This window comes from Pseudomonas sp. M2, assembly GCF_015751845.1.
Classification (GTDB): Bacteria; Pseudomonadota; Gammaproteobacteria; order Pseudomonadales; family Pseudomonadaceae; genus Aquipseudomonas; species Aquipseudomonas putida_E.
On the sequence record NZ_JADOUD010000001.1, the window covers coordinates 79325 to 104917 of the forward strand.

General features: G+C 64.6%; 26 protein-coding genes. 17 read left to right on the plus strand and 9 right to left on the minus strand.

The window, feature by feature from the left end; genetic code table 11:
• Positions 1 to 39: 39 nt before the first annotated feature.
• The 4 genes from codA to IWW33_RS00515 form a co-directional block, all read right to left on the minus strand.
• Positions 40 to 1281: a cytosine deaminase gene (gene codA / locus IWW33_RS00500; RefSeq protein ID WP_174141458.1), complete on the minus strand. Its 1242-nt coding sequence runs from the start codon at positions 1279 to 1281 to the stop codon at positions 40 to 42.
• Positions 1282 to 1285: 4 nt separating this feature from the next.
• Positions 1286 to 2503 carry a PucR family transcriptional regulator gene (locus tag IWW33_RS00505; RefSeq protein ID WP_174141457.1) on the minus strand — a complete coding sequence of 406 codons (1218 nt, stop codon included), beginning with the start codon at positions 2501 to 2503 and terminating at the stop codon, positions 1286 to 1288.
• On the minus strand, positions 2500 to 3765 hold the full coding sequence (codB, locus tag IWW33_RS00510; RefSeq protein WP_174141456.1) for a cytosine permease: 1266 nt from the start codon (positions 3763 to 3765) through the stop codon (positions 2500 to 2502). The genes IWW33_RS00505 and codB overlap by 4 nt, the downstream gene beginning before the upstream one ends.
• A 240-nt stretch (positions 3766 to 4005) precedes the next feature.
• Positions 4006 to 4635, minus strand: coding sequence for a glutathione S-transferase (locus tag IWW33_RS00515; RefSeq protein WP_174141455.1), 630 nt, complete (start codon positions 4633 to 4635; stop codon positions 4006 to 4008).
• A 146-nt stretch (positions 4636 to 4781) separates the two neighbouring features.
• Between IWW33_RS00515 and IWW33_RS00520 the strand changes: the two genes are divergently transcribed.
• The 3 genes from IWW33_RS00520 to IWW33_RS00530 all read left to right on the plus strand — a co-directional run bounded on the left by IWW33_RS00520 (position 4782) and on the right by IWW33_RS00530 (position 7102).
• A complete protein-coding gene (locus IWW33_RS00520; protein ID WP_174141454.1) occupies positions 4782 to 5303 on the plus strand; it encodes a GNAT family N-acetyltransferase in 522 nt (173 codons plus the stop codon).
• A 126-nt stretch (positions 5304 to 5429) separates the two neighbouring features.
• Entirely contained in the window at positions 5430 to 5747 is a 318-nt protein-coding gene (locus IWW33_RS00525) for a DUF2388 domain-containing protein (protein WP_012314094.1), read from the plus strand.
• 122 nt (positions 5748 to 5869) lie between these two features.
• A complete protein-coding gene (locus IWW33_RS00530; RefSeq protein WP_174141453.1) occupies positions 5870 to 7102 on the plus strand; it encodes a M20/M25/M40 family metallo-hydrolase in 1233 nt (410 codons plus the stop codon).
• A 56-nt stretch (positions 7103 to 7158) separates the two neighbouring features.
• Here IWW33_RS00530 and glcC read toward each other — a convergent pair whose 3' ends face one another.
• Entirely contained in the window at positions 7159 to 7926 is a 768-nt protein-coding gene (gene glcC, locus IWW33_RS00535; RefSeq protein ID WP_174141452.1) for a transcriptional regulator GlcC, read from the minus strand.
• Positions 7927 to 8122: 196 nt separating this feature from the next.
• On the opposite strand from glcC, the gene glcD reads away from it, so the two are divergent.
• From glcD to IWW33_RS00560, 5 genes are all read left to right on the plus strand, one after another.
• Entirely contained in the window at positions 8123 to 9622 is a 1500-nt protein-coding gene (glcD, locus tag IWW33_RS00540; RefSeq protein ID WP_174141451.1) for a glycolate oxidase subunit GlcD, read from the plus strand.
• Positions 9622 to 10674 (plus strand): glycolate oxidase subunit GlcE, encoded by a 1053-nt coding sequence (gene glcE, locus IWW33_RS00545; RefSeq protein ID WP_174141450.1) that lies wholly within the window; start codon positions 9622 to 9624, stop codon positions 10672 to 10674. Before glcD ends, glcE begins: the two co-directional genes overlap by 1 nt.
• A gap of 9 nt (positions 10675 to 10683) precedes the next feature.
• A complete protein-coding gene (gene glcF / locus IWW33_RS00550; protein WP_174141449.1) occupies positions 10684 to 11919 on the plus strand; it encodes a glycolate oxidase subunit GlcF in 1236 nt (411 codons plus the stop codon).
• Entirely contained in the window at positions 11912 to 12313 is a 402-nt protein-coding gene (locus IWW33_RS00555) for a heme-binding protein (RefSeq protein WP_046785513.1), read from the plus strand. Before glcF ends, IWW33_RS00555 begins: the two co-directional genes overlap by 8 nt.
• A 193-nt stretch (positions 12314 to 12506) precedes the next feature.
• Positions 12507 to 12845: a hypothetical protein gene (locus IWW33_RS00560; RefSeq protein ID WP_115275095.1), complete on the plus strand. Its 339-nt coding sequence runs from the start codon at positions 12507 to 12509 to the stop codon at positions 12843 to 12845.
• 232 nt (positions 12846 to 13077) lie between these two features.
• Here the strand turns inward: IWW33_RS00560 and IWW33_RS00565 are convergent, their stop codons facing one another.
• Positions 13078 to 14088, minus strand: a complete 1011-nt coding sequence (locus IWW33_RS00565) for an AraC family transcriptional regulator (protein ID WP_119688803.1) — start codon at positions 14086 to 14088, stop codon at positions 13078 to 13080.
• Positions 14089 to 14256: 168 nt separating this feature from the next.
• Here IWW33_RS00565 and IWW33_RS00570 point away from each other — a divergent pair, with 168 nt between their 5' ends.
• The 3 genes from IWW33_RS00570 to IWW33_RS00580 are packed head-to-tail and all read left to right on the plus strand — an operon-like array spanning position 14257 to position 16897.
• A complete protein-coding gene (locus IWW33_RS00570) occupies positions 14257 to 15441 on the plus strand; it encodes an acetyl-CoA C-acyltransferase family protein (protein ID WP_046785516.1) in 1185 nt (394 codons plus the stop codon).
• 13 nt (positions 15442 to 15454) lie between these two features.
• Positions 15455 to 16303 carry a 3-hydroxybutyryl-CoA dehydrogenase gene (locus IWW33_RS00575; protein WP_119688802.1) on the plus strand — a complete coding sequence of 283 codons (849 nt, stop codon included), beginning with the start codon at positions 15455 to 15457 and terminating at the stop codon, positions 16301 to 16303.
• A 12-nt stretch (positions 16304 to 16315) separates the two neighbouring features.
• On the plus strand, positions 16316 to 16897 hold the full coding sequence (locus IWW33_RS00580; RefSeq protein WP_174141448.1) for a TetR/AcrR family transcriptional regulator: 582 nt from the start codon (positions 16316 to 16318) through the stop codon (positions 16895 to 16897).
• A gap of 36 nt (positions 16898 to 16933) precedes the next feature.
• Here IWW33_RS00580 and IWW33_RS00585 read toward each other — a convergent pair whose 3' ends face one another.
• The gene (locus tag IWW33_RS00585) at positions 16934 to 17575 is read right to left on the minus strand and encodes a DUF1109 domain-containing protein (RefSeq protein WP_174141447.1); all 642 of its coding nucleotides are present in this window, start codon (positions 17573 to 17575) and stop codon (positions 16934 to 16936) included.
• Complete coding sequence (locus tag IWW33_RS00590; RefSeq protein WP_174141446.1) at positions 17565 to 18149, minus strand: sigma-70 family RNA polymerase sigma factor; 585 nt, start codon at positions 18147 to 18149, stop codon at positions 17565 to 17567. The genes IWW33_RS00585 and IWW33_RS00590 overlap by 11 nt, the downstream gene beginning before the upstream one ends.
• A 198-nt stretch (positions 18150 to 18347) precedes the next feature.
• Here IWW33_RS00590 and IWW33_RS00595 point away from each other — a divergent pair, with 198 nt between their 5' ends.
• The 6 genes from IWW33_RS00595 (at position 18348) to IWW33_RS00620 (ending at position 22902) form a co-directional block, all read left to right on the plus strand.
• Positions 18348 to 18626 (plus strand): DUF2282 domain-containing protein, encoded by a 279-nt coding sequence (locus IWW33_RS00595; RefSeq protein WP_039602319.1) that lies wholly within the window; start codon positions 18348 to 18350, stop codon positions 18624 to 18626.
• Between the two features lie 16 nt (positions 18627 to 18642).
• On the plus strand, positions 18643 to 19476 hold the full coding sequence (locus IWW33_RS00600) for a DUF692 domain-containing protein (protein WP_174141445.1): 834 nt from the start codon (positions 18643 to 18645) through the stop codon (positions 19474 to 19476).
• Positions 19473 to 20228 carry a DNA-binding domain-containing protein gene (locus tag IWW33_RS00605; protein ID WP_174141444.1) on the plus strand — a complete coding sequence of 252 codons (756 nt, stop codon included), beginning with the start codon at positions 19473 to 19475 and terminating at the stop codon, positions 20226 to 20228. The genes IWW33_RS00600 and IWW33_RS00605 overlap by 4 nt, the downstream gene beginning before the upstream one ends.
• Before the next feature lie 10 nt (positions 20229 to 20238).
• Positions 20239 to 20706: a DoxX family protein gene (locus IWW33_RS00610; protein WP_125922911.1), complete on the plus strand. Its 468-nt coding sequence runs from the start codon at positions 20239 to 20241 to the stop codon at positions 20704 to 20706.
• Between the two features lie 138 nt (positions 20707 to 20844).
• Positions 20845 to 22185: an MATE family efflux transporter gene (locus IWW33_RS00615; RefSeq protein WP_174141443.1), complete on the plus strand. Its 1341-nt coding sequence runs from the start codon at positions 20845 to 20847 to the stop codon at positions 22183 to 22185.
• Positions 22186 to 22257: 72 nt separating this feature from the next.
• Positions 22258 to 22902, plus strand: a complete 645-nt coding sequence (locus IWW33_RS00620; RefSeq protein ID WP_125922909.1) for a TetR/AcrR family transcriptional regulator — start codon at positions 22258 to 22260, stop codon at positions 22900 to 22902.
• 8 nt (positions 22903 to 22910) lie between these two features.
• On the opposite strand, the gene IWW33_RS00625 is transcribed toward IWW33_RS00620, so the two are convergent.
• Positions 22911 to 25565: a glycoside hydrolase family 3 C-terminal domain-containing protein gene (locus IWW33_RS00625; RefSeq protein WP_217433303.1), complete on the minus strand. Its 2655-nt coding sequence runs from the start codon at positions 25563 to 25565 to the stop codon at positions 22911 to 22913.
• Between the last annotated feature and the right edge of the window lie 28 nt (positions 25566 to 25593).

Below are 25593 nucleotides of genomic sequence, written 5' to 3' on the forward strand. Positions count from 1 at the left end.
CAGCGTCGCCAGGCAAGCACTCAGTGGCCCCTTCCCGCTTCAGGCGAACCGTTCGACCTGCGCCTGTGTACGGCGCATCAGCACCTTGCCGTGGCGCACCGACACCAGCGCATGGCCCTGGCTGCGCACCATCTCATAGTCGTCCGGCGCCGACAGCAACAAAAGGTTCGCCGGGCGCCCCACCTCGATGCCGTAAAGCTCGCCAAGGTTGAGCGTGCGCGCACTGTTGTCGGTGATCAGGTCCAGGCAACGTTGCAGGTCTTCGTAGCCCAGCATGTGGCAGATGTGCAGCCCTGCCTCGAGTATGCGCAGGATGTTGCCGTTGCCCAGCGGGTACCAGGGGTCGACGATCGAATCCTGGCCGAAGCACACGTTCATGCCTGCCCGGTCGATCTCGGCCACACGCGTCAGCCCGCGGCGTTTGGGGTAGCTGTCGAAGCGCCCCTGCAAGTGGATGCTCTCGGTCGGGCACGAAACGAAATTGATGCCCGACATTTTCAACAGGCGGAACAGTTTGGAGCAGTAGGCATTGTCATAGGAACCCATGGCCGTGGTGTGGCTTGCGGTCACCCGTGCCCCCATCCCGCGCACCCGCGCTTCTTCGGCCAGCACCTCGAGGAAGCGCGACTGCGGGTCGTCGGTCTCGTCGCAATGCACGTCCACCAGGCAGCCCGTACGCTCGGCCAGCTCCATGAGGAATTTCACTGACGACACGCCCTGGTCGCGGGTGTTCTCGAAATGTGGAATGCCGCCGACCACGTCGGCGCCCATCGCCACCGCCTCGGTCATCAACGCACGGCCGTTGGCGTACGACTCGATGCCTTCCTGCGGGAACGCGACGATCTGCAGGTCGATCAGCCCGCGCACCTCCTCACGCACCTCGACCATCGCCTTGAGCGCGGTGAGCTTTGGATCGGTCACATCCACATGGGTACGCACATGCTGGATGCCATGGTCGACGAGCATGCCGATGGTCTTCTTGGCCCGGGTCTTGATGTCGTCGTGGGTGGTGATTGCCTTGCGCTCGGCCCAGCGCTCGATCCCCTCGAACAGCGTGCCGCTCATGTTCCAGTTCGGCTCACCGGCGGTCAAAGTGGCATCGAGGTGAATGTGCGGTTCGACGAAGGGGGGCACCACCAGGTTCTGTTGGGCGTCCAGGTCGTCGGGGCTGGAGGGCATGACGGCATTGGCCTGGGGCACAATGGCGGCGATACGCTCGCCGTCCAGTTCGATGCGCATCAGGCCGGGCTTGCCGCGCAGTCGTGCGTTGATGATGTTCATGGAGTTACTCCTTGCCTTGGGCTTCGGTCATGCGCCATATCAGCATAGCGACCGCAGCGTTCATACGGAAAAGCGGGTCGTCCAGGGACTGCCCGCTCAGTTGTTCGATGCGTTGCATCCGTTGATTGATGGTGTTGCGGTGCAAACCCAGGCGCTGCCCGGCCTTGAGGCCATTGCCGTTCTCCTTGAGCAGCGCGTCGAGGGTGTGCAGCAATGCGTTGGGCTGTTTGCGCCCAGGGGTGCGCAGCGGGCCGAGGGTCTGGGCGACGAAGTCATCGATCAGCGAACGGTCGACGATACCCTGCAACAGGCGCAATACACCGAGCTCGCTGAAGTCGCACAAGCCGGTGGCCGGGCGCAGGTTTTGCGCCACCTCCAGGGCCTGACGCGCCTGGTTGAGGGCTTGGCGGTAATGGCCACAGTCCTCGGCGAGGCTCGACAGGCCCATGAACAGCCCCATCTCACCTGCCTGCGCGGCCAACTGCCGGTGCAGGCCGGCCAAGGCTGCACGCAAGTCCGGGGTATCGGGCAGCAGCAACACGAACAGGTCACCGGCCAGTTGCGCGGTGACCGCGCCGGCCCGGGCCCGGCACCAGGCTTCAAGCTGGTCTTCCAGGGTTTGGCGGGTGTCCTGCCACAGGCGTTCGCCTGTGGCCAGGCCATGCCGCTCGAACAGCCCGTCGACCGCCGACAAGCGCAACGCCACCAAACGCCGCGGCCCGTCCAGGTCGAGCTGCAGGTGCGCGGCCCGCTGGCGGGCGATGGCCAGGCTTGGATAGTCACCGGTCAGCAGTTGCCCGAGGATGTCGTTGCGCGAGCGGCGCACCTGGGCCATCTGTACCAGTGCGGTACCGATCAGGTGGGTGACCACCACCATCTTCAGGGCATAGGGCTGCTCGATCAGTGGCAGCCCCAACTGCTCGGCGCGCTCGATTACCGCGGCCGGAATACACTGGATGAAGGTACCGCCCGTGAGGATCACCATGCCGGCGATACCCACCGCATCGCCGTCTTCGACCAGGCTCAGCAGGTTGCCCTCGCCACGAGGGTGGTTGATGCCGGTGACGAACACCAGCTCACCGCCCATCACCCATTCGGCGATGCCCTCGTTCTCCGCCACGTAGGGCCAGCGCACCCGGCGCTGCAGGTTGCGTGCACCAGCCCGCACGCTCATCTCGTGCAGGCCGGGCAGGTGCAGGATCTCTTCCAGGGCCAGGCTCACGGCTCGGCCCGCGCCTGGCCCAGTGCCCGGCGTCGGCCGCCAAGTTCAAGCAGCACGATGTAGCACAGCGCCGAGGCGCCGATACCCACCAATGGCGCCACCCAGGGCGAGGCATAGGCCGCCAGCGCACCGACCCCATAGGCGAACAGCCCCAGCAGGTTATAGCGCGGCAGGCTGACCGTGGCCAGGGCCGGATACTTGCCACGGTGGCGGTACCAGAAGTCGGCCATGATCACCCCACCCACCGGCGGGATGATCGAACCCAGCAATACCAGGAAGGGAATCAGCAACTCGTACATGCCACCGATCGCCAACACGATGCCCACCCCTGCCGCCACCAGCGTTGCCGTGCGCCGGCGTTCGCTACGCACCAGGTGACACGCTGCGGCGGCAACGTTGTAGATGGTCGGCCCCTGGATGGTCCACAGGTTGAGGCAGAGCATGACCACCGCTGCGAACGACAGCCCCTGCAGCATCATCACCTCGACGATGTCGGCCTGCTGGTAGACCATCGCGCACCATGCGCCGGCCACGACCATCAGCCCGTTGCCGAGCAAAAATGCCACCACACTGGCCGTCACCGCCACCCGCCCGCTGCGCGACAGGCGCGTCCAGTTGGTGGCTTGGGTGGCGCCGCTGGCAAAGGTGCCGAAGACCATGGTCACCGCTGCCGAGAAGGTCATGGTCTCATGCGGCACCAGCGCCGCCAGTTGCTGCAGGCCACCCACGTCGCGGGTGGCGATTACCATGGAGACGATCAACAGGGCGAACATCAGCGGTACCGATACCCGCGACAACAGGTCCAGCCCCTTGAAACCGACCAATGCCGTGATGCTGAAGCCCAACCCGAACAGCACCATCAACGGCACGGTGAAGCCCTCGGCCAGCCCAAGCAGCTTTACCAGCACGATCGCCACAGTGGCCGTGCCCCACGCATACCAGCCCAGTTCGGCGAAACCGAGCAGGAAGTCCGACAGCCGGCTGCCGGCCTCGCCGAAGCAGAAGCGGCCCATCAGTACAGTGTTGAGCCCGCTGCGCGAAGCGATGAACGCCAGCGCGGCGGCGTAAAGGGCCAGCAGCGTGTTGCCGAGGGTGGCGATCCAGAGCATGTCGATGAACCCGAAGGCCATGCCCAGCTTGCCCCCGGCGAACATCGTGCCGGTGAAGAAGGTGAAACTGAACAGGACCATGGCGATTGGGAGAAGGCCCTTGCGGGCGTGCTGCGGCGCCTCGCAAAGCGGGAATTCGGAGGGGGAACTCATTGTCAGGTGCTCCGGGTTTAGGTTGGAGCAGCCAGAGCAATATACGGGCCGCTTTTTGCTGGCCGATGTACGGCGAAATAGCAGGCGCACGGCATGACAAATAGTGTGCAGGTTGCACAGAATGGTCCGTTCTTGATGGTTTTTTATGTGCCTGTTGACTCAATTTGAGGCCGCCGCGCACCAAAGCAGGACGCGGCTGGGTAGTTTTCACCCGGCCGCCCTCAAGTACGACGCGGCCGATCAGACCGGCGCTGTGCGTGGCATCAGTTCATAGGGATGCTTCCAGCCCGGCAGCGCCTGGATACGCGCTTTCCACGCTTCAATATGGGTGAACTGTGCCAACGGGATGCCGGTATCTTCCGGCATGAACACATAGCCCGCCAGCGACAGGTCGGCGATGGTCAGGCGCCCATCGACCATATAGGGCGTTTTCGCCAGGTGCGCATCGACCACCCGGTAAGCAGCCGTGGCGCGCTCGCGAAGAAACTGGGTTACCGGTGTTTCGCCAGCGTTCTTCAGGCAGAAAATGAACCGCAGCGCCGCGTAATAGGCAGTGAACTTGTGGTTGTCGAACAGCATCCAGCGCCAGATTTCGCGCTTTTCGTTGTCATCGCGCGGGCCGAACTGGCCGGTGCGTTCGGCGAGGTATTCAAGGATCAGCGCCGACTGGGTGATCTTCTGGCCCGCATGCTCCAGCACCGGCACCTCGCCCTGCTCGTTGACCTCATCACGCCAGCTTTGCTCACGAGTCTGGCCGTTGAAGAAATCGACGAACACCGGCTGCCAGGCCTGGCCGGTGAGTTCGAGCATGAGGGCAGCTTTATAAGCATTACCGGATTCGGCGAAGCAGTGCAGTTTGTAGTCGGGCATGGTGGTCCTTCATTTTCCCAGGGTCGATGGCGCTGTTGGTGGGGATCGCAAATGGGTCGTCAAGCCGAGCAGACCACGCCCGCTCGACACGGTCAATGCAATACGCGCAAAGTAGAGTGATACCCCCTCATGCCAGGATGGCCCGTATGCCCTACCCCACACTCCCTTGCTCCCTGAGCACCCCGCGCACCCGCCTGGTGCGCCCCGACCCGGCCCTTGCAGCGCAACTGCGCCAGGCCCTGCTCGAAAGCTACACCCTGCACCAACCCTTCCTGGCCTGGGCCAAACCTGACTGGACGCTGCAGGAAGTACGCGAGAGCCTGCAACTGAGTGCCGGTGAATTTCTCGACCCCGCAGCCGAAAAGCGGTACTTCGTGCTGCACGCGGACAGTGACGCAGTCATCGGCTGCATCGGTCTGCGCCCGGGCAACGCAGAGTACGAGGTAGGTTACTGGGCCAGCCAGGCGTTCAGTGGCAAGGGGCTGATGCGCGAAGCATTGACCGGCCTGCTCGATGCCATCGCAACGCCGGTGTGGCTGACCACCGATATCGACAACCAGGCCAGCCAGCGCCTGGCAGAGCGCGCCGGTTTCGTCATAGCCGGCTCCAGGCTCACCGAACTCGATCCGAGCATGCCACGCCCGCTGTATCGACGCTCACCAGCATAAGGGCTGGAAGCTTTGTCAATCCGCGCTCGACGGTAATGTTCCACCAAGGGAACTACCACCCCAGTTGCGCCATCTTACTCACTGAGTGGTATTTCCCTTGGGCTTCACGCTATTGGAGAACACGCTATGCGCCACCTATTCCTCGCACCTGCATTGCTGCTCCTGCTGCCTGCCGGTGCTGCCATGGCCCGCGTCGATGCGGGCGACGTCGCTACCTCGGCCGGTGTATCCGCCTCGCTGTATTCGACTTTCAAGGATGACAAACGGATCATCCCCGCCCGTGACGAGTTGTCTGCATTCGTCGCCAGCGGTGGTGCTATTCGAGGCGCCTACGTGGAATCGGCGCTGGAACAGGCACGCAAGGACAATCCTGGCTTGCAGGCCAGCGATGAAGAGCTGGCTCGAGCCATATTGTCCCAAGACGACCCAATGGCTCACCACTGAGGCCTGTATGACTTTCTCGCGGGCCGCCCCCCGGGGCGTGCCCGCGAAAAGGCTGCATTTGCCCGGGCAGGTACACGCTTGAGGGGCTAGGCTCAACGGTCCACCACGACAAGGAAGAACCGATGCCTTTGCCCCGCCCTCCCCACGCCATCGCCCTGGCGCTTTTGATCGCCTGTACCCAGGCAACCGCTGCCCAACCTTCTCCCCAGGACCTGCTCAAGCAAGCCCAAGGCGAACAGGCAGCCTACCTTGAAACCCTCAAGAGCCTGGTTTCGGTCGACACCGGTACCGGCACCGAGCCCGGCCTTGAACAAGTCAGCGCCGCGCTGGTCCAGCGCCTCGAGGCATTGGGTGCCCAGGTGCAAACCCACTCCGCCAAACCGTCAGTGGGCGACAACATCGTCGGCACCTTCAAAGGTACCGGCAGCAAAGATTTCCTGCTCATGGTCCACTACGACACCGTCTTCGTCCCTGGCACCGTGGCCAAGCGCCCGTTCCGCGTGGATGGCCCACGCGCCTACGGCCCGGGCGTTGCCGACGCCAAGGGTGGCGTGGCGATGATCCTGCATGCACTCAAACTGCTGCAACAGCAAGAGTTCAAGGGTTACCGCACGCTCACCGTGCTGTTCAACCCGGACGAGGAAATGGGTTCGGCCGGGTCGAAACAGATCATCGCCGAACTGGCGCGCAAGCATGACTACGTGTTCTCTTACGAGCCACCGGACAAGGACGCCGTGACGGTCGCCACCAATGGCATCAACCGCCTCAGGCTCGAGGTCAAGGGCCGTGCCTCGCACGCAGGCTCGGCCCCCGAAGAGGGGCGCAACGCGTTGACCGAACTGGCCCACCAGTTGCTCCAGCTCAAAGACCTGGGTGATGCCAGCAAAGGCACCACGGTGAACTGGACCCTGGCCAAAGCCGGCGAAAAGGCCAACATCATCCCGGCATTGGCCACTGCCGAAGCGGACATGCGCTACTCGGACCTGAGCGAGACCGACCGGGTGCAGAGCGACGCTCAGCGCATCGTGAAAAAACTGCTGGTCGCCGATACCCAAGCGACCGTCACCGTCGAAAAAGGCCGCCCACCCCTGGCACGCAATGACGCATCGGCGAAGCTGGCCCAGACTGCCCAGCAGCTGTACGCCAAAGTCGGCCACAAGATTGAGCCGATTGCCATGCGCTTCGGCACCGATGCCGGCTATGCCTACGTACCGGGCAGCGACAAGCCTGCGGTGCTGGAAACCCTGGGCGTGGTCGGCGCGGGGCTGCATGGGGACGATGAGTACATCGAGCTGAACAGTGTGGCGCCGCGCTTGTACTTGACGGTCGCGATGATCCGGCATCTGGCGCAATAAAGGTATTTCTGTCACGACCCTGAGGGCGCCGGCAAACCGGCGCCCTCAGGGTCACTTCACCCCCACCCGTCCATGCGCATGGTCGCCCGCACCAGCCGCTGCTCCTCCTGCTCGATCTCGCGCAAACTGTCGCGAATCCCGTTGATGTGCTCTCGCGCCGCCCGCTGCGCCTGCTCCGGCAATTGCTCCATCACTGCGTGATACAACCGCGCGTGCTGGCGGTCGATCTGGCGCTTCTGCGCGGGGCGGCAATACAGGTTGTTGACCGATGCGAACACCGCGCTCAAGGTCAGGTCGCTGAGCGACTGCAGGGTGTGCACCAGCACCGGGTTGTGCGAGGCCTCGCTGATTGCCCGGTGGAATGCATGGTCGCGGTGGGCGTGCTCACGCGCATCCAGCCCTTCGGGCGCTGCGTGGGCGGCGAGCATGTCTTCGTAGCGACGGCGGATCAGCAGGCGGTCCACATCGGTGGCACGCAACGCTGCCAGGCGTGCGGACTCGGCCTCGAGCAGCGCGCGCACTTCCAACAGGTCGAACAAAGTGCGCGGTTGCGAGCTGAACAGGTGCATCAGCGGGGTGACGCCCACCTGCTGCCCGGTCAGGTCGGCGACGAACGAACCGCGCCCCTGCTCGGTGTCGATGATGCCGCGCCCGCGCAGGATGCGCAGGCCTTCACGCAGTGCCGAGCGCGAACAGCCGAGCTTTTCCACCAGGCGTCGCTCCGAAGGCAAGGCCTGCCCCACCTTGAGCACACCCTCGACGATCAACCGTTCGACCCGCTCGGCAACCTGGTCGGCGACCTTGGCCTTGCCTTCAGCAACCATGTGCACCCCCTCAACTGGTAGGACCACTTCCATAGCTTGCGCCAATCTACGCATCCCAACCGGTAAATAACCAGCACCTGCCGAAAAAACTGGTAGGACCAGTGCGCTGCAGGCTCGACCTGAGGCAACGGGGCGCGCAGGCTGCGGGGGTGAACGGTTTACCCACAACAACAAAAACTGCCGTTGAGTGAGCCTGATGAACATTCTCTACGACGAACGGGTCGATGGCGCGCTGCCTGCCGTGGACCAGCCGGCCCTGCTGCAGGCCTTGCGTGAAGCGCTGCCCGATCTTGAGATCCTGCATCGGGGCGAAGACCTCACACCTTACGAATGCGACGGCCTCTCTGCTTACCGCACCGTGCCCCTGATGGTGGTGCTGCCCGAGCGTCTGGAGCAGGTGCAGACGTTGCTCAGGCTCTGCCACCTACGCGGCGTGCCCGTCGTGGCGCGTGGTGCCGGCACGGGCTTGTCAGGCGGCGCATTGCCACTGGCCAAGGGCATCCTGCTGGTCATGGCACGCTTCAACCGCATTCTTGAAGTCAACCCGCAAGGCCGTTTCGCCCGGGTTCAGCCGGGGGTGCGCAACCTGGCCATTTCCCACGCAGCGGCGCCCTATGGCCTTTACTACGCGCCAGACCCCTCTTCGCAAATCGCCTGCTCCATCGGCGGCAATGTCGCTGAAAACGCCGGAGGCGTGCACTGCCTGAAGTACGGTTTGACCGTACACAACCTGCTCAAGGTGGAGATCCTCACCGTCGAAGGCGAACGCCTGACCTTGGGCAGCGATGCCCTCGACAGCCCAGGCTTCGACTTGCTGGCACTGTTCACCGGTTCCGAAGGCATGCTCGGGATCGTCACCGAAGTGACCGTCAAACTGCTGCCCAAGCCCCAGGTCGCCCGGGTCCTGCTGGCCAGTTTCGACAGCGTGGAAGACGCCGGCCGGGCCGTGGCCGAAATCATCGCTGCCGGGATCATCCCCGGTGGCCTGGAAATGATGGACAACCTGGCGATCCGCGCCGCCGAAGACTTCATCCACGCCGGCTACCCGGTAGAGGCTGCGGCGATCCTTTTGTGCGAACTCGATGGTGTCGAGGCCGACGTGCAGGACGACTGCGAGCGTGTGGCAGCAGTACTACAGCAGGCCGGCGCCCGCGAGGTGCGCCTGGCCTGCGACGAGGCCGAGCGCGTGCGCTTCTGGGCAGGCCGCAAGAACGCATTCCCTGCGGTGGGGCGCATCTCGCCGGACTACTACTGCATGGACGGGACCATCCCGCGCCGCGAACTGCCGCGCGTGCTCAAGGGCATCAGCGAACTGTCCGCGCAGTACGGCCTGCGCGTTGCCAACGTGTTCCACGCCGGTGACGGCAACATGCACCCACTGATCCTGTTCGATGCCAACCTGCCCGGCGAACTGGAACGCGCCGAAGCCATCGGCGGGCGCATCCTTGAACTGTGCGTGGCAGTGGGCGGCAGCATCACCGGCGAGCATGGCGTGGGCCGCGAGAAAATCAACCAGATGTGCGCGCAGTTCAACAGCGACGAAATCACCCTGTTCCATGCCGTGAAGGCAGCGTTCGATCCCAAAGGGCTGCTCAACCCGGGCAAGAACATCCCCACCCTGCACCGCTGCGCCGAGTTCGGTGCCATGCATGTGCATCACGGGCAACTGCCCTTCCCTGACCTGGAGCGCTTCTGATGAGCCTGGACCGCGATATGAGCCAGGACCTGCTCGAACAGGTCAACCAGGCCTTGAACCTGAACACCCCGCTGCGCATTCAGGGCAGCAACAGCAAAGCCATGCTGGGGCGCCCGGTGGTCGGGGAGCTCGTCGATACCCGCGGCCACCGCGGCATCGTCAGTTACGACCCGACCGAGCTGGTGCTCACCGCTCGCGCCGGTACGCCACTGCAAGAGATCGAGGCGGCGCTGTTCGAGGCCGGGCAGATGCTGCCATGCGAACCGCCCCACCTCGGCGCCGGGGCGACCCTGGGCGGCATGGTAGCAGCGGGGCTGTCCGGGCCGCGTCGGCCCTGGGCCGGGTCGGTACGCGACTATGTACTCGGCACGCGGGTCATTACCGGCCACGGCAAGCTGCTGCGCTTTGGCGGTGAGGTGATGAAAAACGTCGCCGGTTACGACGTGTCGCGGCTGATGGCCGGCAGCTTCGGCTGCCTGGGCCTGCTGACCGAAGTGTCGCTGAAGGTGCTGCCACGGCCCCGGCAATGCCTGAGCCTGCGCCTGCCGATGGACCGCCATCAGGCCCTGGCCGAACTGGCCGAATGGGGTCAGCAGCCGTTGCCGATCAGCGCAGCCTGCCACGACGGCGAAGCACTGTACCTGCGCCTGGAAGGCGGTGAGGGCTCGGTGCAATCGGCCCGCCAGCGCCTGGGCGGCGACGTGCTCGACAACCCGTTCTGGAGTGACCTGCGCGAGCAGCGCCTGGCCTTCTTCGAGGGCCCCGAACCGCTGTGGCGCCTGTCGTTGCCAATTGCCACCGCCGAACTGGACCTGCCGGGGCGCCAGCTGATCGACTGGGGCGGCGCGCAGCGCTGGCTGAAGTCCAACGCCCCCGCAACGGCGATCCGCGAGCTGGCGGCCAAGGCCGGCGGCCACGCCATCGGCTATGCCCAAGGCGAGCACAGCAGTGCACCAATGCCGGCCGCGCTGATGCGTTATCACCACGCCCTCAAGCAACAACTCGACCCCCAGGGCCTGTTCAACCCTGGCCGCCTGTACCCGGACCTGTGAGGCCACGCCATGCAAACCAACCTGAGCGACACCGCCAAGCGCCTGGCCCGCGCCGAAGAAGCCGAGAGCATCCTGCGCGCATGCGTGCACTGTGGCTTCTGCACGGCCACCTGCCCCACCTACCAGTTGCTCGGCGATGAACTGGATGGACCGCGCGGGCGTATCTACCTGATCAAGCAAGTGCTCGAAGGTGCGCCGGTCACCGCAAGCACTCAACTGCACCTGGACCGCTGCCTGACCTGCCGCAACTGTGAGACCACCTGCCCGTCCGGGGTCAAATACCATGACCTGCTGGACATCGGCCGCGCCGTGGTCGAACAGCAAGTGCCCCGCCCGCTCGGCCAGCGCCTGCTGCGCCAAGGTTTGCGCGCAGTGGTGCCGCGCCCGGCGCTGTTCAAGGCGCTGACCCGCGCAGGCCAAACCCTGCGCCCAGTACTGCCGGGCGCACTCAAGAGCAAGTTGCCCGCCCAGGTGGCCTCCCCTGGCAAGCGCCCGGCGGTGCGCCACGCGCGCCGCGTGCTGCTGCTTGAGGGCTGCGTACAGCCGGCCCTGTCACCCAACACCAACGCCGCCACCGCGCGGTTGCTGGACCGCCTGGGCATCAGCGTGGAACCTGCATTCGAAGCTGGCTGCTGCGGCGCGGTTGATTACCACCTCAATGCCCAAGAGCAAGGCCTGCAGCGTGCCCGGCGCAACATCGATGCCTGGTGGCCCGCCATCGAAGCGGGCGCCGAAGCCATCGTGCAGACCGCCAGCGGCTGCGGCGCCTTCGTGCGTGACTACGGCCACCTGCTGGAGAAGGATCCGCTTTACGCGGCCAAGGCAGCGCGGGTCAGTGCGCTATCGCGCGACCTGGTGGAAGTGCTGCGCAACGAGCCGGTCGAGCAACTGGGCGTGTGCGCCGAACAACGCCTGGCCTTTCATTGCCCGTGCACCCTGCAGCACGCCCTCAAGCTCGGCGGCCAGGTGGAGAGCCTGCTGGCCCGGCTTGGCTTCACCCTCACCGCAGTGCCCGACGGCCATTTGTGCTGCGGCTCTGCCGGGACCTACTCGCTGACCCAGCCCGAACTGTCGCGGCAACTGCGCGACAACCGACTCAACGCGCTGGAAAGCGGCAAGCCGCAACTCATCGCCACCGCCAACATCGGTTGCCAGACCCACCTCGACGGTGCCGGACGCACACCGGTACGGCACTGGATCGAAATCGTCGAAGCAGCCCTGAACCAGGAGAACAGCCATGCATAGCAAGTCCGTGATCGGCCAGGTCGAAGTTGCCCGCCTGCTTGCAGCCGCCCGCCAGGAGGCCCTGGCGCACCAGTGGAAGGTCACCATCGCGGTGGTCGACGACGGCGGCCATCCGCTTGGCCTGGAGCGCATGGACGGCTGCGCGGCAGCCAGCGCCTACATCGCCGTTGAAAAGGCTCGCAGCTCGGCCTTGGGCCGCAAGGAAACGCGCGATTACGAACAGATGGTCAACGGCGGGCGCACCGCGTTCGTCACCGCGCCGCTGCTGACCAGCCTGGAGGGCGGCGTGCCATTGCGGGTGGATGGCCAGGTGGTCGGCGCCATCGGTGTATCCGGGGTCAAGCCTGAACAGGATGCCCAAGTGGCCAAGGCCGGAGCGGCGGCCATCACGTAATCCGCGCCTTGACAGCTCACCGCCAACAGAAGAGCCGGGCCGCGGTTGGCTTTTGCAGGTCGACCGCTTGCAAGCCACCCAGCACCTCTCTACACGTTCAGAAAATTCCTACCCAACCTCTCGGAAGCGTCCTACTTGCCGCGCACCACCATGGGAAACATGATCGGCACTTGTGTCCCAGAGGAAGCTGCGCATGCATCCACACACCCGCACCACTGCCGAGTTGCGCAGCGCCCTGCGCGAGCTGCTGGCCCATGATGTCAGCAACCCTGACGACGACCCGCACTGGTCGGGAGTACTGTTCTTTTGTGCCACCGACGAGCGCACGCGGGGGCTGATCGAACGCATCGAGTTGCTGGCCAGCGAGTTGTTTTTCGACGCATGTGGCCGCCTCATCGCGCACCGCATCCGTGCCATTGGTGTCGAGGGCGTTTGCATCAAGCAAAAGCGCAAGGCACCAGCCGATGAGACGGTGATCCGCATTGCGCTGCTGGACAAGGGCTATATCACGGTGAGTACCGCACGGTTCTGAAGCCAGCAGGCGACTGGGGCGCTACTGCGGTGCCGTTGATTCATTTTTGCCTTGCTTTGTTTTTCTTTTGCTTTTGCTTCTAAGTGCGCGGTATGCCAGGCACCGCCGATTGCGACTTCAGGACGCCGAGCGCAGGTCTTGCGTAGGGAGGTGACGGGCATGGATGCCCGTCAAGCGCTTCGGCCCATGGCTGGGCCGTGCAGGCGCTGAGGCCGGCCACGCTGGGCCAACGCTACTGCCCAACCAACCTAGCCCGATATCTCCCCGGGCTTTGCCCCGTCCACTTCTTGAACGCCCGATGAAACGCACTGGGCTCCTGAAACCCCGCCTGCTCGGCGATTTCAGCAATGCTCATCACCCCCTCACGCAAACGCTCAAAGGCCATGGCGCGACGCACCTCATCCTTGATCTGCTGATACGAACGCCCTTCGCGCTCCAACTGGCGGCGGAAAGTGCTGGCACTGATCCCCTGATGCTCAGCCAGGGCCGCCAGCGTCGGCCATTGCCCATAGCGCCGGGCACGCAGATGCCGGTACACCTGGGCCACCAACCCATTCTGGTTGCGAAAGCGGATCACCAGGCCCTGGGGCGCGCTACGCAGGAAGGTTTTCAGACCGGCCAGGTCCTGGACCACCGGCAGACGCAGATAAGCGCTGTCGAACTCAACCTCGGTGCGCCCGCTGCCCAGACGCAAGTCCGGCCCCCACAGCAGCAGGTCGTCGTCCTGGGCCGGGCGCGCCACTGCAAGCTCGGTGCGGTCGATGGCCAGACGGCGCCCGGCCAGCCAGCACAGCAGGCCAACCACCAGCACCAGATAGGTCTCCTCGGCATAAACCCGGGTCAACGGGTCGGCAATGTCCGAGTGCACGCTGATCACAGCCCGCCCGGCGCGCACCGTCAGGCTGCCGCGCAGGTCATGCAGGAACAGGCTAAAATTGCCCAAGCATTGGCGCAGTGCCTTGTCCAGGTTCGGCTCCTGGATAAGGCCGCGGCAGATCAGGGCAAAGCTGCCCAGCGGCATGCCATGGCTGTCGAGGCGAAAGAACTCATCGTCCAGCAGCTGGATCTGCGTCAGCCATAGTTGGGCGAACGCCTTGGCCGGTACGCGGGCCTGTGGCTGATCGAGCAGCGCCGGGTCGATGCCCACCGCACGCAGATGGGCGTCACGCACCAAGGGCTGGTCGCGCAGGGCATGAAACATGGCATTGAGAAAGTACACGGCGACCGAATCGCTATCGCGCATGGCGTTATTCGCTGTCTATGCTGAGTGGCAAAAAGTGCCAGGTTGACTGAACAGATCCGGCATAGGCTGGAACAGGGCCTTTGCCTAGACTCGGACTCAACGAGGGAGCGCCGGCCATTCTCGCAGAGCCTGGCCCGCTCCCGCCATGCCTTCGCAATCGGAGCCTCTATGAGCAGCGCAGAAATCTACGTCGTCAGTGCCGTCCGTTCCGCCATCGGTGGTTTTGGTGGCTCGCTCAAGGACCTGCCGCTGGCAGACCTCGCCACCGCCATCAGCCGCGCCGCCCTCGAGCGCTCGGGCGTAGCCCCAGAGCAGGTCGGCCATGTGGTCATGGGTAATGTCATCCCCACCGAACCACGCGACGCCTACCTGTCGCGGGTCGCCGCGATGAACGCTGGTATCCCTAAGGAAACCCCGGCGTTCAACGTCAACCGCCTGTGCGGTTCGGGCCTTCAGGCCATCGTTTCCGCTACCCAGTGCCTGCTGCTGGGTGATGCCGATGTGGCCCTGGCCGCCGGTGCCGAGTCCATGAGCCGTGGCCCTTACTTGCTGCCACAGGCCCGCTGGGGTGCGCGCATGGGCGACCTGCAAGGCATCGACTACACCGTCGGCGTTCTGCAGGACCCCTTCGAACACTTCCACATGGGCATCACGGCGGAAAATGTCGCCGCCAAGCACGGCATCACCCGCCAGATGCAGGATGAACTGGCCCTGACCAGCCAGCGCCGCGCTGCCCGTGCCATCGCTGAAGGCCGCTTCGCCAGCCAGATCGTGCCGCTGGAACTGAAAACCCGCAAAGGCACCGTCGAGTTCGCCGTTGACGAACACGTACGCGGCGATGTGACCGCCGAACAGCTGGCCGGCATGAAGACCGTCTTCAAGAAAGACGGCACCGTTACCGCCGGCAACGCCAGCGGCATCAACGACGGCGCTGCCGGCCTGGTGCTGGCGACCGGTGACGCCGTACGCCGCCTGGGCCTCAAGCCGCTGGCGCGCCTGGTGGCCTACGCCCATGCCGGCGTCGAGCCCGAGCTGATGGGCCTGGGGCCGATCCCGGCAACACGCAAAGCGCTGGAAAAGGCCGGCCTGAACATCAGCGACCTGGACGTGATCGAGTCCAATGAAGCCTTCGCCGCCCAAGCCTGTGCCGTGGCCCGCGCGCTGGACTTCGACCCGCAGAAGGTCAACCCGAACGGGTCCGGCATTTCCCTGGGCCACCCGGTGGGTGCCACCGGGGCGATCATTGCCACCAAGGCCATCCATGAACTGCAGCGCATTCAGGGCCGCTACGCGTTGGCCACCATGTGCATTGGCGGCGGCCAGGGCATCGCCGTCGTCTTCGAGCGCGTCTGAGGGAACTTGCAACATGAGCATTGAACAGATCGCCGTGATCGGCGCCGGCACCATGGGCAACGGCATCGCGCAAGTCTGCGCGGTGGCCGGCTATCAGGTGCTGCTGGTGGATGTCGCCGAGGCCGCACTAGAGCGCGGCGTAGCCACCCTGAGCAAAAACCTGGAGCGCCAGGTCAACAAGGGTACCCTCGATGCTGAGCGCGCCAGCGCAGCCAAAGCGCGCATCAGCACCAGCACCGATTATGCCCAATTGAGCACTGCGCAACTGGTGATCGAGGCGGCGACCGAAAACCTGCAGCTCAAGCAGCGCATCCTTCAGCAAGTGGCTGCCAACGTGGCGCCCGATTGCCTGATTGCCACCAACACCTCGTCACTGTCGGTGACCCAGCTGGCGGCCAGTATCGAGCACCCTGAGCGGTTCATCGGCGTGCACTTCTTCAACCCGGTGCCGATGATGGCCCTGGTCGAGATCATCCGTGGCCTGCAAACCAGTGACAGCACCTATGCCCAGGCCCTGCTGGTTACCGAGAAGCTCGGCAAGACGCCGATCACTGCCGGTAACCGCCCGGGCTTCGTGGTCAACCGCATCCTGGTGCCGATGATCAACGAAGCGATCTTCGTGCGCCAGGAGGGCCTGGCCAGTGCCGAAGACATCGACACCGGCATGCGCCTGGGTTGCAACCAGCCGATCGGCCCGCTGGCGCTGGCCGACCTGATTGGCCTGGACACCTTGCTGGCGATCATGGAAGCCTTCCATGAGGGCTTCAACGACAGCAAGTACCGCCCTGCCCCACTGCTAAGGGAAATGGTCGCGGCCGGCTGGCTGGGGCGCAAGAGCGGCCGCGGCTTCTTCACCTACTGAGGAGCTAACAGCATGCCCCCGGTCAATGCCGCGATGCGCTGTGCCAATTTTGAAGAGCGACGTGACCGGGCCATGGCGCTGTTCGCCGAGAAGGGCTTCGGCCAGGTGAGCATGCGCGAACTGGCGGCACATCTGGGCGTGACCGCAGGTTCGCTGTATCACCACTTCCCGAGCAAGCAGGACTTGCTGTACGACCTGATCGAAGAGTTGTACGAGGAGCTGCAGGCAACCCTGGAGCTTGGCCGCCGTGCTACAGCGCGCGGCGGTTCGGCGTTGGCTTGCCTGATTGCAGCGCACTGGCAACTGCATGCCGAACGGCCCCTGCAGTTTCGCCTGGCCGCCCGGGATTTCTGCTGCCTGAGCGAAGCGCAGCAAACGCGCCTGGCGTTGTTGCGCAAACGTTATGAGACAGGGTTGCTGCGGTTGATCGCACCGCAGGCGAAACTGCCCGACGCAGCATTGGCGGCGACGGCGCAGGTGGTGGCGACGTTGCTCAACCAGTTGCCTGGGATGCTGAAGGCTTTGCCTGAGGAACAAGGGTTGGGGTTGATGGAAAGCCTGCTGGTTGGGGGAATTGAGCGAACATTGCGCTAGCCCACCGTATCGCTCGATCAGCCAGGCTCTACATCTTCACCACCTCAACAAACGCGGGCCAAGTACTGCTCCCGTTAGCGTGGGCACCAACATCCCCAGCACGTACCAGGTCCCCCAGAACGGCACCTGCATTTCCGGGCAGTGCAGGCAGTAAACCAAGGTTGCGGTCGCACCGGCGAGCAGGCCCGCGGCTGCGCCAGCCTGGCGCAGCCGCGTCGGTGCCAGGCCACGCAATGCCCAGAACAGGGTGATGAACACCGGCACGCACAGCAGCGTGATGTTCAACGCACAGGTGCGCCAGGTACGCCCAAAGATCAAATCGGCACGGGCTTCGACCGGAGCCCCGAACAGGCTGATCGCCGCTCCCAGCCAGACCAGCAGCAACGGTAGCCCGAGCAGTTGCCACACCACTGCGCCGCGTACACCGGGCCTGGCCAGGCGCTGCGTCAACCACAGCCCTAGCAGCGCCAAGCTGGCGGGCAAGGCCAGCTTGGCCCAGAACAATGGCGTACGCGCCACTTCGGCAAGGTCACTGCGCACGCCATAGAGAGCCACCGTCATCAGCACCGCACCCAGTGTGCCTGCAAGCAACGCCAGCGCCAGGCGCCGTGCCAGCGCATGACGGCCCACCGGCTCTTCACCAGCAGCCAGCAGGGTAATCAAGTCATCAGTCTTCATGCTCTTCACTGCCTCGAATCAGCTTGGCCAGCGCCTTGAGCCCCCGGTGTATCCCCACCTTGACCGCCGAACAGGAAAGCCCGGTGATACGCGCAGTCTCCTCCACCGACAGCCCTTCGAGCTTGACGTGGACAATGGGCAAGCGTTGGCGCGCCGGCAACCGCCCCAACAGCTTGCCCAGATCGCGGCTGGCCTGGGCAGGCGCTTCATCACTGGTGGCGAACAGGTCACTGTCGTCTTCCAGCACCTCGTGCAACGCGTCTTGGTGCGCATAGCGGCGCAGGTAATCTGCCAGCTTGTAACGGGCAATCGCCTGTACCCACGCCGTCAGCGGCTGTTGCGGCTGGTAGGTATGACGTGCGTTATGCACGGCCAGCAACACTTCCTGCAGCAAGTCTTCGATTTCGGCCGGGCGCTGCTGCAGCCGCCGCCGCAGAAACCCACGCACATGCACCGCCAGCGCCGCAAGGAATTCGCGGTAGGCCCGTGCATCGCCCGCCAGCCCGCGCAGCAGCAAGCCCTGCAACTGCGCCTCGCGTGCGCCGAGGTGGTCTTGAGAGTTAGTTCGTTGCATGGGGGGCCAGGGTTACACCGTCTGTAGTTTTTTCTTTTATCGAACCTTAGCCGCTGCTGCGCTTTTCAGCGCATGGGTCAGGTCAAATGCACCAAGCAAAAAATATTTTCGCGGGCCTGTAACCGCAGCAGCGGCCACCGCGAACTAGTCCATGAGCCTTCGGTACATCACCACGGCCCATCCTCTGGAGACATCCCCATGAATACCCTCGCCCTTACCACTGCCGCCCTGGCCCTTGCTTCCATGGCCAGCGTCGCCACCGCCGCCGATACCACCAGCAACGGTGCAGCCATGGAAAAATGCTACGGCGTCGCCATGGCCGGCAAGAACGACTGCAAAGCCGGTGCCGGCACCAGTTGCGCAGGCAGCTCCAAAAAAGACTACGACGGCATGGCCTGGAAAAACGTCCCGGCCGGCACCTGCACCTCGATCAAGACGCCCAATGGCATGGGTTCACTGACCCCGATCAAGTCTTGAGCAGAGGCCGCCGACCATGAACCGAACTGCCCCTCTGGGCGCCGGGCTCGGGCTCAAGGCTGAACACTTTGCCCAGGCCTTGGCCTGCGATGCAGAAGGCCTGTGGTATGAGGTGCATCCAGAGAACTACATGGTCGGCGGGCCGCGCCTGGCGTGGCTGCAGCGCATGGCCGAACGCCATGCACTGTCGCTGCACGGCGTTGCCCTGTCACTGGCAGCGGACGCCGAACCGGACATTAGCCACCTGCGCCGGCTGCGCGTGCTGATCGACCAGGTAAACCCGGTGCTGGTGTCGGAGCACCTGGCCTGGTCCACCTGGCGTGACCAGTATCACCCCGACCTGCTGCCGTTCCCCCGCAGCCACGAGGCATTGGCACGCATCAGCGACAATATCCTGCGCACCCAGGATGCCTTGGGGCGCTGCATCGCCATCGAAAACCCCAGCCACTACCTGCAGCTGCAAGGGCACGACCTGGACGAAATCGAGTTCCTCGGCGAGCTGGTGCGCCGCACCGGCTGCACGCTGTTGCTGGACATCAACAATGTTCATGTCAGCGCCCACAACCTGGGTTTCAACGCCCAGGGCTACCTCGACCGCTTCCCGGCCCATGCCATCAGCGAAGTGCACCTGGCCGGCCACAGCCACGACGACCAAGGCGCACTGCTCATCGACTCGCACGATACAGCCATTGCCGAACCGGTCTGGGCGTTGTACCGCCGGCTGATCGCGCGCATCGGCGCGCGCCCGACACTGATCGAACGCGACGGCAACCTCCCCGCCTTCGATGAACTGCTTGCCGAACGGGCGATTGCCCAGTCGACCCTCGACCACGCAGGAGCCTTGCCATGAACCTGCCACTTGGCCAGTTCCAGGATGCCTTCATCGACGCACTCTACCTGCGCCCTGCTCCGCTGCTGCACAACCTGACACGCCAACCGGCGTTCGCGGTCTACCGCAATACCGTGATGGCCGGCTGCGTGGACGCACTGCGCGCCAACTTCCCCAGTGTCGAAACTCTGGTCGGCGCCGGCTGGATGCAGCAAACCGCTGCCGCCTACGCACAACACACCCCACCTGACGACGCACGGCTGATCCGCTACGGTGCGACGTTCGCGGCGTTTCTGCAAGACAGCCAGGCCAGCCACGGGCTGCCCTACCTGGCCGATGTCGCACGCCTGGACTGGTATTGGTGCGAAGTGTTCGCCGCCGACGAGCAACCTTGCCTGGCCTTGGCCGACCTGGCAGGCATGACGGCCAGCGACCTGGGTCGCAGCCACCTGCGGCCGCGCCAGAGCGTGCGCTGGCAGTGGTTCGCCGCTCACCCGGCACTTAGCCTGTGGCGCTGCAGCCGCGAAGGCCTGGCATGGCCACAGTCGCAACCCTGGGTGGCAGAAGGCGCACTGTTGAGCGCCGACCAGGACGGCGTGAACCATCAGCCACTCGAGGCCGGTGGCTGCACGTTCCTGGATGCCTGCGCAGCCGGTCACACACTGGAAAGCGCCTCGCAACTTGCCCTGCAACGCCAGCCTGGCCTCGACTTCACCAGCCTGCTCGGTCGCCTGATGCAGGCCCGGGTCTTTCTCCCGCTTTCATTCGATTGAAGGAACGGCCATGGACACCCTGCGCCCCCCAGCTCCACCCATTGGCCTGCGCCAACGCTGGAACGGCCTTGCCGACTGCCTGCAACGGCTGCTCAACGACAGTGCGTTGTGCCTGGTCGCGCGGTTGGGCATCGCCTCGATATTCTTCCTGTCAGGCCGCACCAAGGTCGAGGGTCTGCTGAGCATCACGCCCAGTACCTACGAGCTGTTCCAGAGCGAGTATGCCTTGCCGCTGCTTTCGCCCTGGCTCGCAGCCCACCTGGCAACCTACGCCGAGCACCTGTTCCCACTGCTACTGGTGCTGGGCCTGTTCACCCGGCTTTCAGCGCTTGCCCTGCTCGGCATGACAGCGGTCATCCAGATATTCGTCTACCCGGACGCCTGGCCTACCCACCTGTCGTGGGCTGGCCTGCTGCTATTGCTGATAGCCCGGGGTGCCGGCGCTCTGTCACTGGACCGGTTGCTACGGCTGCATTGAGCCCAGCCGGCCAGCTACCACTTGGCAGTTGCAGCGTGTCGGCTGAAGAACACTCACGCGGCTTTTCCATTAAACTCTTCGCAGCCCACGTTGTCTTGGTACCGCACTGTTGCACCCACCCTAGCGGTCCCCCCCAAGATGAAGCACCCCGCCACATTCACCCAAGGTTCATTGACCCACCACGTACGGGTAATGGCGTTTACCAGTGCGCTGAGCCTGCTGGCGATTTTCCTGACCGACATTCTCACGCTCACGTATGTCGCCCTGCTGCATGACGAAGTACTCATTGCTGCGGTAGGCATCGCCAAGACCCTGGCCTTTTTCAATTCAAGCCTGGTGGCAGGCATTGTCGTCGCTGCAGGCACCATGATCTCCCGCAGGGTCGGCCAGGGTTCGAGCGCCTCGGTGCCTGTGCTGACCAGCCACATGCTGATCCTCGCCGCGCTGGTCTCGGCCAGTGTGTCTGCACTGCAGTGGTACAACCTGGACTTCTTCGCCGGCCTGGTGGGGGCCGATGCGCCCGCCTCACCGCTTGCCCGGCAATTCATTGCCATGACGCTGGTGGCGTCGGTGCTGATGGCGCTCACTCAAGCCACGGCCCAGGTGCTCCGGGCACAAGGTTTGAGCGGGCGCGCGCTGGCAGTGGTGCTGGCCAGTGCCGCCTGCCTGGCCATCGTCGACCCGATACTGATCTTTGGTCTGGACCTGAAACTGTTGGGCGCCGGCCTTTCCTGCCTGGTGGCCGCCACAGCAGGCAGCCTGACGGGCCTGTACCTGGTCAGGGCCCATGTCGGCCTTGCCACGCGCATACGCCTACGCCTGCTGCGGCTGTATGGCGCCCGCATCATGCGCATTGCCTTGCCTTACACTCTCGCTAATCTGGCGATGCCCGTTGCCCTGACCTACACCATGGCGCAACTGGCGCTGTTCGGGGTCTCGGTCATGGCCGGCATGGCGGTGATGGACAGAGTGCTGCAGATTACCTACTGCCTGTACTTCGCCTTGCCGGGCGCGCTGGTGCCGATCCTGGCACAGAATCTGGGGGCGCACTGCCATGCGCGTTCACAGGCAGCCTTGCACAGCGCCGCCAGGCTGGTGGTGGTGTACGGCCTGGTCGCCTGGGCAGTACTGGCAAGCGCCGCGCCGTGGCTTGGCCCTGCCTTCGCGCTGTCAGGCCCGGGGCAGGCACTGATCGAGGACCTGTGCCGGTACGGGCCGGGGCTGTGGGTCATCATGGGCCTGGACTTCATCGCCATTTCGCTGTTCATCTGCCGTGGCCAGGCAGGGTGGGTGGCCTTCTACGCCTGGCTTCGCGCCACCTTGGGTACCCTGCCCTTCGTCACCGCAGGCGCAGCGCTGCAGGGTGCCAGCGGCATCATGCTCGGGCTGTGGGTCGGCAATGCCCTGGTCGCACTGGCCAGCGTCGCAACGGCCATCCTGATCAACCGCCCAGGCGCATACCGGGCGCACGAACCCTAGAACTTTTGCCATAATCGCCCTCGCCGCTTCAGCGGAACCGGCACACCACCCACCACAGCTTGAAGTTGGTTTATGTCAGGTCAGGATCACGAAAGCGAAGCGTCCAGCACACCGGTCACCAAACGCCGCCGCGCCCCCAAGGGCGAGATGCGCCGCGCCGCCCTGCTGGATGCGGCCACCGCCGTGTTCGCCAAAGACGGTTATGCGGCGGCCTCCATGCGCGATGTGGCCGAAATCGCCGGCATCACCACGGTCGGGCTGTTGCACCACTTCCCCAACAAGGTGTCGTTGCTGCAGGCCTTGCTCGATCGGCGCGATCGGCGAGTGACGGAGAAGTTTGCCGAGCTGGAGATGGCGCCGACGCTTGCGAACTTCCTGGCCTTCGTGCGCATGAGCATGAATTTCAGCGTGCAGAACCTGCTTGAATGCCAGGCTTCGATGATGATCAGCGTCGAAAGCCTGTCCGAGCAGCACCCGGCCTGGCCCTGGTACAAGGAGAAATTCGCGCTGACCCACGCCCACGCCCAGGCGCACCTGGCGGCGCTGGTCGAGCATGGCGAAGTGCGCAAGGACATTGATGCGAAGGCGTTGGCGACCGAGATCTTCGCCGTGATGGATGGCCTGCAGATCCAGTGGCTGCGCGCCCCGGACCAGGTCGACGTCGAAGCGGTCTTCGACGCCTACCTGCTACGCCTTGCCTCTTGCATCAAGGCCTAGCGCGACGGTCAGTAAGCCTGGCTGTCGCTGACCTGCACGGCCGCTTGCAGCGGTGCCGGTAGTGGGTTGCTGTCACGCGTGGTCAAGTGTTGCGGCATGAGCGTGACCAGCGTGCGCTGCAGCGTGAGGTTTTCCGAGTCCGGGCCGACCCACACCTTGAACTTGCCGGCATCGACGTCCCAACTGTCGGTGTTCTGCACGAAGTACGCCAGCGAGCGCGAGTCGATCGGTAGGCTCACGGTCTTGCTCTGGCCCGGCTCCAGGTACACCTTGGTAAAGCCCTTGAGCTCCTTCTTCGGGCGGTCGACTTGCGGGGCGATCGGCTGAATGTACAGCTGCGCGACCTCAAAGCCCGCCTTGTCACCCGTGTTGGTCAGGGTGAACGTGGCGTTCACCGTGTTGCCCGGGGTCATCACATTGGTCGAGAGCTTCAAGTCCGAATAGCCGAACGTGGTGTACGACAAGCCGAAGCCGAACGGGTACAGCGGTTTGGCGTGCTTCTTGTCATAGCCGCGGTACCCCATGTAAAGCCCCTCGCTGTAGTCGATCTCGGTCAGCGGGTTGTCGCCACGGTAGGCGGCCGGGTCCGGGTAGGACGCGTAACTTGGGTTGTCTTCGATCTTCTTGTCGATGGTCACCGGCAGCTTGCCCGACGGGTTCACCTTGCCATAGAGGATTTCAGCCAGTGCCTGGCCGCCCTGTTGCCCCGGGAACCAGGCATGCAACGCTGCGCCAACCTTCTTGGCCCACGGCTGCATGTCGGCCACGCCGCCGCCATGGGTGACGACGATGGTGTTCGGGTTGGCCTTGGTGACGAATTTGATCAACTCGGCCTGCTGGTCCGGCAGCGCGTAGCCGTGGTCGGAGCCTTCACCCTCGTTCTCGTAGTTGGTGCCCGCGGCGATCACCACGGCATCGTAGCTGGCGATGTCCTTCGGCGGTCGCAGGGACGCCCAGCTCATCTGAACGCCTGCCAGGCCGCCCAGTGCCGGCGTGAAATTGCCTTGCACACGGCGGTACTCAAGCTTGACGTTGTAGGACTTGCCCGCCACCAGGGCAGCGCTCTTGCCCGAGGTGGTCAGCGCGTTGACCACATCAGAGGAGTACGGCACGCCGTCGCTCTGCACCACCAGCTTGCCATCGACCCAAAGCTTGTAAGGGCCGTCGGCGCGCACCTTGAACACATGCGCACCCGAGACGGTCGGCTTGATCGTCGCACTGAAGCGTGCGGAGAACGCCCCCGCTGTCGGGCTGAAGCCGGACACTGCAGTGGTGCCGGTGCTGGTTTCATTGGTGCTGGTGGTCCAGTTGAGGTTCACGCCCGGCTCGATGCGGGTCAGTACCGGGTCGCCGCTTAGGCTGGTGTTGCTGAAGTACTCGGCCTTCACCCCGGCATTGCTGACGCCGCTGCCGGACGAGGTCGGCTGGTACCAGACTGCCGCCTTGGGGTTCAGGCTCAACGCCGACAGGTAAGTGACATTGGCGCTGTTCGACGCCAGTTGCTGCAGCCCGCTGAGTTCGGTCACGTAGCTGTTGGGTGGCGAGTTGGCGGTACCGAACGGCGAGGCAGGCGCCTGGTTGGCCCAGTCGCCGATCACTGCGATTCTGGCGGTGCGCGCCAGGGGCAGCAGCGGCTTGCCAGCAGCGGTATCGGCGTTGCGCAGCAGCACGATGCCTTCACGTGCAGCGTTCAGCGAGGCGCGCTGGCCATACTCGGTGTGCTCCAGCGTCTTTGCCGTGTTGAGGTTTTCCTGGAAGTCGTAGCTGACCACCGCACGTAGGTTGCGCTTGACCTTGTCGTCGATGACGTTCTGGGTCAGCTGGCCGCTCCACAGGTACGGCAGCAGGTTGGCCTCGGTGAACTGCAGGCCCGAAGGCATGTCCAGGTCGGTGCCGGCCCATGCGCCCTTGAACGGGTCGTGAATGGCATTGAAGTCACTGATAACGGTGCCCTGATAACCCCACTCGCCTTTGAGCACCTCGGTGATCAGGTGGTGGTTTTCGCAGGCGTAGTCGCCGTTGACCTTGTTGAACCCGCACATGATCGACGCCACGTTGGCGTTCTTGACCATCGACTCGAAGCCGGGCAAGTACAGCTCACGCAGCGTGCGCTCATCGGCCACGACATTGACCGCCTGGCGATTGGCCTCCTGCTCGTTGGCCAGGTAGTGCTTGCCACTGGCCTGGATCCCTTGGGCCTGGATGCCGTTGACGATGGCCGGCGCCAGCACCGCGCCAAGGAACGGATCCTCGCCACTGACGTATTCGGCCGAACGCCCGTTGTAGGGCGTGCGGTACAGGTTCACCCCGGGCGAGAGCATCTGCTGGCCGCCGGAAATACGCGTTTCATAGGCAATGGCCAGGCCGAACTCTTTGGCCCGGTTGATGCTCCAGGTGGCGGCCAGGGCCGACTGCGAAGGGTACTGTGCGCCAAAGGTGGCGTTATTCACGTGCACGCCCATGGACGAGTCGTACGCCACCGTGCCCTGGATCCCCCACTTGAGCAGCGACGGGATCATGTGGCCGTCGTTGACCCGGGTGAAGTTGATCTTCTCGGCCTGGTTCATGTTGTCCAGGATGGAGCTGACCCGGGCCTCCACCTCGTTGCCGGTGGCCGGCCCGGCCGCCAAAGCGCCCGAGGCCTGCATGACGCCGAGCGCCATCAGGCTCACGGCCTGTTTGAAATGTTTC

Bases quoted from the DNA above. Each gene is read 5' to 3' on its own strand.
- codA (WP_174141458.1), bottom strand. From the start codon at position 1,281: ATGAACATCATCAACGCACGACTGCGCGGCAAGCCCGGCCTGATGCGC.
- codB (WP_174141456.1), bottom strand. From the start codon at position 3,765: ATGAGTTCCCCCTCCGAATTCCCGCTTTGCGAGGCGCCGCAGCACGCC.
- IWW33_RS00515 (WP_174141455.1), bottom strand. From the start codon at position 4,635: ATGCCCGACTACAAACTGCACTGCTTCGCCGAATCCGGTAATGCTTAT.
- IWW33_RS00520 (WP_174141454.1), top strand. From the start codon at position 4,782: ATGCCCTACCCCACACTCCCTTGCTCCCTGAGCACCCCGCGCACCCGC.
- IWW33_RS00525 (WP_012314094.1), top strand. From the start codon at position 5,430: ATGCGCCACCTATTCCTCGCACCTGCATTGCTGCTCCTGCTGCCTGCC.
- IWW33_RS00530 (WP_174141453.1), top strand. From the start codon at position 5,870: ATGCCTTTGCCCCGCCCTCCCCACGCCATCGCCCTGGCGCTTTTGATC.
- glcC (WP_174141452.1), bottom strand. From the start codon at position 7,926: ATGGTTGCTGAAGGCAAGGCCAAGGTCGCCGACCAGGTTGCCGAGCGG.
- glcD (WP_174141451.1), top strand. From the start codon at position 8,123: ATGAACATTCTCTACGACGAACGGGTCGATGGCGCGCTGCCTGCCGTG.
- glcE (WP_174141450.1), top strand. From the start codon at position 9,622: ATGAGCCTGGACCGCGATATGAGCCAGGACCTGCTCGAACAGGTCAAC.
- glcF (WP_174141449.1), top strand. From the start codon at position 10,684: ATGCAAACCAACCTGAGCGACACCGCCAAGCGCCTGGCCCGCGCCGAA.
- IWW33_RS00555 (WP_046785513.1), top strand. From the start codon at position 11,912: ATGCATAGCAAGTCCGTGATCGGCCAGGTCGAAGTTGCCCGCCTGCTT.
- IWW33_RS00560 (WP_115275095.1), top strand. From the start codon at position 12,507: ATGCATCCACACACCCGCACCACTGCCGAGTTGCGCAGCGCCCTGCGC.
- IWW33_RS00565 (WP_119688803.1), bottom strand. From the start codon at position 14,088: ATGCGCGATAGCGATTCGGTCGCCGTGTACTTTCTCAATGCCATGTTT.
- IWW33_RS00570 (WP_046785516.1), top strand. From the start codon at position 14,257: ATGAGCAGCGCAGAAATCTACGTCGTCAGTGCCGTCCGTTCCGCCATC.
- IWW33_RS00575 (WP_119688802.1), top strand. From the start codon at position 15,455: ATGAGCATTGAACAGATCGCCGTGATCGGCGCCGGCACCATGGGCAAC.
- IWW33_RS00580 (WP_174141448.1), top strand. From the start codon at position 16,316: ATGCCCCCGGTCAATGCCGCGATGCGCTGTGCCAATTTTGAAGAGCGA.
- IWW33_RS00585 (WP_174141447.1), bottom strand. From the start codon at position 17,575: ATGAAGACTGATGACTTGATTACCCTGCTGGCTGCTGGTGAAGAGCCG.
- IWW33_RS00590 (WP_174141446.1), bottom strand. From the start codon at position 18,149: ATGCAACGAACTAACTCTCAAGACCACCTCGGCGCACGCGAGGCGCAG.
- IWW33_RS00595 (WP_039602319.1), top strand. From the start codon at position 18,348: ATGAATACCCTCGCCCTTACCACTGCCGCCCTGGCCCTTGCTTCCATG.
- IWW33_RS00600 (WP_174141445.1), top strand. From the start codon at position 18,643: ATGAACCGAACTGCCCCTCTGGGCGCCGGGCTCGGGCTCAAGGCTGAA.
- IWW33_RS00605 (WP_174141444.1), top strand. From the start codon at position 19,473: ATGAACCTGCCACTTGGCCAGTTCCAGGATGCCTTCATCGACGCACTC.
- IWW33_RS00610 (WP_125922911.1), top strand. From the start codon at position 20,239: ATGGACACCCTGCGCCCCCCAGCTCCACCCATTGGCCTGCGCCAACGC.
- IWW33_RS00615 (WP_174141443.1), top strand. From the start codon at position 20,845: ATGAAGCACCCCGCCACATTCACCCAAGGTTCATTGACCCACCACGTA.
- IWW33_RS00620 (WP_125922909.1), top strand. From the start codon at position 22,258: ATGTCAGGTCAGGATCACGAAAGCGAAGCGTCCAGCACACCGGTCACC.
- IWW33_RS00625 (WP_217433303.1), bottom strand. From the start codon at position 25,565: ATGGCGCTCGGCGTCATGCAGGCCTCGGGCGCTTTGGCGGCCGGGCCG.